Raw genomic sequence first — 5,528 nt, forward strand, 5'->3', positions numbered from 1 at the left:
AAAGGGCGCTTCCGCGCCCTTTTTAATTGATTTCTATAAGTTGTGTTGTGAATTCTTAATGTGATTAAAACGACCGCGAGACCATCGCAAACCCATCTTTAATTCGATACACTGAACCTTTATTTTTCGCTTCTACAGACAATTACCACAATGGCTAGTCTTCAACGAACGTTGGTCAATTTAGAAATGCTAAGCGACGATATTAACGCACTTCACGTCGACGCACTTAATACGCACGCCCACATTAAGCTTTTACACAATGTGTTGAATGAGCTAGAGAACGCCGAGCAATTTGTTGCCTTAGAAACAGAGGCCAGTTTCCAAAAGTCGTTATCCGGCTCACTGTTTGAGAACATATTTGAGCGAAAGCGTATGGTGGGTGTTTACATAAAGCTGGTGGGCTATGTGATTACAGCGTGGGAAGCGACCAATAAAGCGAATGCAATCATCAGTGAAAACTTCGATTCAAGTGCCGATAAGCGATTGGAGTTACTGCAGGTAAAAGCAATAAAAGCCAAATCTCAATTAAAAACTGTAGCATCAGCGATGGGCAAAGAAGACTATGCAAAGTTTGTCCAGACGTTAGGTCTGTCTGCCCAAGAGTGGCAATGGGATACACTTCGCGCTAGGTTTTAGCCAGCGCGAAGGTATGACCGAAAGCGCTCATGTCATGAGCGAATATAGCTACGGTGTGGTATTTCGAATACCAATGCCTTGTTCGTTGATAACCCTTACTTCGCGTTGAGGGAACGGTATTTCAATGTTGTGCTCGCGTAATGTTTCAAACACAGTAAGCAGCAAATCGCCACCCACGCGGTTTTTACCATCGTCCACACCTTCCATCCAAAACTCAACGAACATGTTAACGCCAGAGTCGCCAAAGCTATCTATTTCACAGTCAGGCAGCTCTTCAAATGGAACATCATCGCCACTGATCACCTGCGGATGTTCCGATACCGCTTCTTTGATAATCTCTACCATCGCGCGGATATCAGTTTTATAGGCGACAGAAAAGTCGATGCGGTAACGTTGTTTTTGGTTTTTGTGTGTCCAATTTATTAGCAAGGAGCTGATAAACTTTTCGTTAGGCACCAGTACATCTTTACCGTCATAAGTTTCTAATACGGCATAGCGCATTTTAAATTCTCTGACGATACCTTTCTGCCCGTCTTCCAATTCAACGTAATCGCCTACGGTCAACGATTTATCCAATAGAATAATGATGCCCGAAATGAAGTTTGATGCGATGGACTGCAGACCTAAGCCTAAACCCACACCTACTGCACCACCAAACACGGCTAGTGCGGTAAGGTTAATTCCCATGACGTTAAGCAATAAAAGAAACACCACACAGAACAGGGCAACTTCAAACAGCTTTGCGAACACTTCTTTGGTAGAAACGTCGAGCGACTTATGGTTTCGAATAATATCTTGACCAATGGCGTTCGAGCTGCGGCCTAGCCAGAAAAGCAAGCCACCAAACAATAGCACTCTTGTTACGCCATACGCTGAAATTTCAACATTTCCGACTGATATTGCCATTGACTCCAACGCTGAAGTTATCAGCGGAAGCACGCCAATTAAGTGTAAAAATAGGATAGGTAAACCCACCCATCGCATAAACGCTGCAATGGTGTTGTTTTCGACAAAACCAGTAATCAAGGAATTAACAAACAGCATTAGTGCTACAACAACGGCTATTTCCAATAGCCATGCATCAAACTGAAATTGCGCCCCCAACACGGTAGTAAGCTTTAGCATACTGATGGTGATAAGCGGGAATAGTGCCTCACCCAGATTGTATAAAAAGCCGTGCATAGTATGTGCGCCTTGCTGTGGCTTTTCGCGGGTAAACTTAAATGGCTTTTTTACTTGTCGTGCAAGTAAAAACGCAACGCAATAAATAATTGCGATTGTTGTAAGCTGGATAACAAAGCTATCAGACATCACCGATGCTTTAACTAAAGCCAACTTTTCCTCAAAGTGCTGGGTTAAACTATCAACATTCATGTTTTCTACTTCACTTGTTTACCACACTGCAGCAGCGTGGATGTAATTTGAGCGTGGAATAACTGCGCGCTTTTTATCTGTTATAACAAATATGGTAAAGCTTTTTTTATCTATCCAACAGAAATTGGCTATCAAGTTGTCTTTAATTTCAAAGGTTTTGAGGTGTTTTTACGTAGAAGAGCCCTGTTTAACTTGTTTTTCTAATGCACACTTTTAAAAGCTAAATGTCTTAAGGTGTTGATAAATATAATTAAACTCTGTTACTTGAAAAGTTTACGTTTCTAGGTCGCAAAATTCGTACTAAATAGATATTTATCGTTTTGATAGAAATATAAATATAACAATATCTCTCCTAAAAATGAGGGAAGACGGTACGGTTCAAGACCATTCTCTTAGTGCGAAAAGCCGCAAATTCAACTCCGAAGTGCACCACTCCTAAATTAAGCAGCCTTTCGTAATTTATTGAACACTGCAATAGGCTGCTTAAAGCCTAGGCACTTTCTCGGTCTTGCATTCAATGCCTTTTCAATTTCGGCAATCTGCTTATCTGTTACTGTCCGTAAATCGGTGCCTTTTCGTATGTACTGACGCAGTAATCCATTGAAGTTTTCATTTAACCCTCGCTCCCATGATGCATAAGGGTTGGCGAAGTAGATGTCTGTTTTCAATTTTTCGGCTACCATTTCATGGTCGCAGAATTCGCTGCCGTTGTCCGCTGTGATTGTGCGAACATGGCGTCGGTATTTCCATAGCATACCAACCATAGCTCTAGCGACATCAGCCGCGCTTTTCGCTGGCACTTTTCGTATCAGATATAACTTACTTTTTCGCTCAACAAGGCTGACAATCGCGCCTGTTCCTTGTTTACCTAAAACCGTATCGGCTTCCCAATCGCCGAACCGTTTCTTCTTGTTCACGATAGCGGGGCGACACTCTATGCCAACGCGATTTGGAATAATTACACGCTTCGCGTGACTGCCTTTACGGTACTTACGTCGACCGTGACGCAGCTTCTTATAAAGTTTGCCACCTGTTAGTTTATCGCGTTGAACATAGCCATAAATCCATTCATGACTGACCTTATGGCCGATAATTTTACCCACACCAGCTATTTGCTCTGGGCTCCATTTTTGTTCCAATCCGAACTCTACAAAAGTAACGGTAATATCAGGCATCATATACTTAGCAGCATGATGGCGTCGCTTTAACGCTTTTGCCTGAGCAACTTCGGGCAGGTAATGACTCCCCCTGATTCTGTTCCGTCTGACTTCGCGACTGATAGTGCTATGACTCTTTTTCAGGCGTTTCCCAATTTCTCGGTAACTGAAACCCTCGCGTAAGTAGGCCTCTATCTGGTATCTTTGTCCTTCGATCAACTGCTTGTAACTCATGGTAATACTTCTATTAGTTTGGCGACTTTAGAATACCATCAACAGGCAGTTGATCGTCTCATCACCGTTTAACCATGAGTGGTGCACTTATTATCTGAATTTGCGGCCGATAAAACTTCCCATGCTCTTAAGCTATGTAAATCGGAACTTATTAAGTGAAACGTCAGACAAGCTTAACTAGATTTTGAACAAAAAATGCGCTGGTGGCTTTCGGCTTTTAGTGGTAGACTCCGCGCGCAATTTGTAAGAGTAAACACCTACGTTCTTTTCTTGATGTCAAACACCAATAAGCCAAGTTGGCAATGGCGTATCTCTTTAGGTTTTCCCAGTAATCTATAACCCCCACGGTTAGCAATAAAGCACTAACGCTTATACCTTTGCGGTATGCAATTTTTTATAAATACCTATGACAGGAGTTTATTAATGTCATTTACCCAATTAGGGCTCGCTGAACCCTTGTTAAAAGCTATTGAAAAACGAGGGTTTAGTACACCATCACCAATCCAGGAAAAGGCAATACCAGAAGTATTGCAAGGAAAGGATGTGTTGGCAGCTGCGCAAACGGGAACAGGGAAAACTGCAGGATTTGGACTTCCTATTTTACAGAGATTGATGGAAGGACAACCTGTATCTGGCAACAATGTTCGGGCACTTATCTTAACACCCACGCGAGAACTTGCTGCTCAGGTAGAAGAGAGCATCAGAGCGTTCAGTGAGTTTTTGCCGTTAAAAACTGCCGTGGTATTTGGTGGTGTAGGGATTAATCCTCAAATGATGAAGCTGCGTAAAGGTGTGGATGTGTTAATTGCTACGCCTGGACGACTGCTTGACCTCTACCAGCAAAACGCTGTTAAGTTTTCTCAGCTTGAAGTGTTGGTATTGGATGAAGCCGACAGAATGCTTGATATGGGCTTTATTCACGACATTAAGAGAGTATTGAAGCTATTGCCACAAGAGCGTCAAAGCTTACTGTTTTCAGCCACGTTTTCTGATGAAATCACTGCGCTGGCGAAAACAATAACGCGCAACCCTGTGAGTATTTCAACCGCGCCAGCCAATACCACGGTAGAAGCGGTTCAGCAGCACTTAGTGACCATTGATAAATCTAAAAAGACGACCGCGCTTATTTGTCTGATCAAACAGCAGAAGTGGGAGCAGGTGTTAGTATTTAGCCGCACGAAACACGGTGCTAATCGTATTGCAGAAAAGCTAACTCGGTCAAAAATTCCAAGTGCCGCTATTCACGGTAATAAAAGCCAAGGAGCGAGAACTAAAGCGCTTGCTGACTTTAAAAATGGCGCAATTAAAGTGCTGGTAGCCACCGATATCGCAGCACGCGGCATCGACATTAGTGAGTTGCCTATCGTTGTAAACCTAGACTTACCCAATACGGCAGCTGATTATGTTCACCGAATTGGTCGTACAGGGCGCGCAGGCGCTAGTGGACAGGCGTGGTCATTTGTATGTGCTGAAGAACTGCAAAACCTGAAAGATATTGAGACACTGATTCAAAAGCTGCTTCCTCGTGAAACGTTGGAAGGTTTCGAGCCTCAGCAAGCCGTGCCTGTTACCACGCTGTCTAAGCCTAAAAAGCCCAAGAAGCCGAAAAAGCCGAAAGCACCACAAGGTGAGAGCGGCAGCGAAGGTAAACGAAGTGGCGAGAATAAAAAGTCGGGTCAACGTCAAGGCAACCGTAGCGGAAATGGTAATCCGCGCGCAGGTAAACCGGATTCGCGCAACAATAGCGGTGGAAAGCCTGCAGGTCGAAGACGCTCAGGAAGTGAAGGAAGTGCCGCTAAACGACCAGCTAAGCGCAGAAGTAATCCGTCAAATAGCACCACTAATAATACGGCATCAAACAGGGCAAAAGCGTAAAAAGTTGAACTGCGCTTCATAATACCGAGTTTATTAAAAAAGGGCCGTTGGAAAGGCCCTTTTTAATGTCCGTATTCTTTGTTGCGTCACCTTGATGTAGAACCACTATACTTGCGATAACATGCCGCGATTACGAACATTTTAAATCTCGCTGAGTGGGTAATGAATTATGCGGACTGGTATTAGGGCCTATTGATCTTTGTTGTACATTTTTGCAGCGGTCTGTGTGCCATCTAGACAAGGCGAATGTTT

At 43.5% G+C, this 5,528-nt stretch carries 4 protein-coding genes; 2 read left to right on the forward strand and 2 right to left on the reverse strand.

Annotation, left to right across the window (positions count from 1 at the left end; translation table 11 throughout):
* Positions 1 to 150 precede the first annotated feature (150 nt).
* Positions 151 to 636: a hypothetical protein gene (locus ACFI6J_RS21175; protein WP_014977392.1), complete on the forward strand. Its 486-nt coding sequence runs from the start codon at positions 151 to 153 to the stop codon at positions 634 to 636.
* Between the two features lie 48 nt (positions 637 to 684).
* Here ACFI6J_RS21175 and ACFI6J_RS21180 read toward each other — a convergent pair whose 3' ends face one another.
* Positions 685 to 2,010 carry a mechanosensitive ion channel family protein gene (locus tag ACFI6J_RS21180; protein WP_069944950.1) on the reverse strand — a complete coding sequence of 442 codons (1,326 nt, stop codon included), beginning with the start codon at positions 2,008 to 2,010 and terminating at the stop codon, positions 685 to 687.
* Positions 2,011 to 2,450: 440 nt separating this feature from the next.
* Complete coding sequence (locus ACFI6J_RS21185) at positions 2,451 to 3,401, reverse strand: IS30 family transposase (protein ID WP_462558639.1); 951 nt, start codon at positions 3,399 to 3,401, stop codon at positions 2,451 to 2,453.
* Positions 3,402 to 3,824: 423 nt separating this feature from the next.
* On the opposite strand from ACFI6J_RS21185, the gene ACFI6J_RS21190 reads away from it, so the two are divergent.
* Positions 3,825 to 5,276: a DEAD/DEAH box helicase gene (locus tag ACFI6J_RS21190; protein ID WP_014977390.1), complete on the forward strand. Its 1,452-nt coding sequence runs from the start codon at positions 3,825 to 3,827 to the stop codon at positions 5,274 to 5,276.
* Positions 5,277 to 5,528 lie beyond the last annotated feature (252 nt).

The organism is Alteromonas sp. G4i13 (assembly GCF_054960505.1).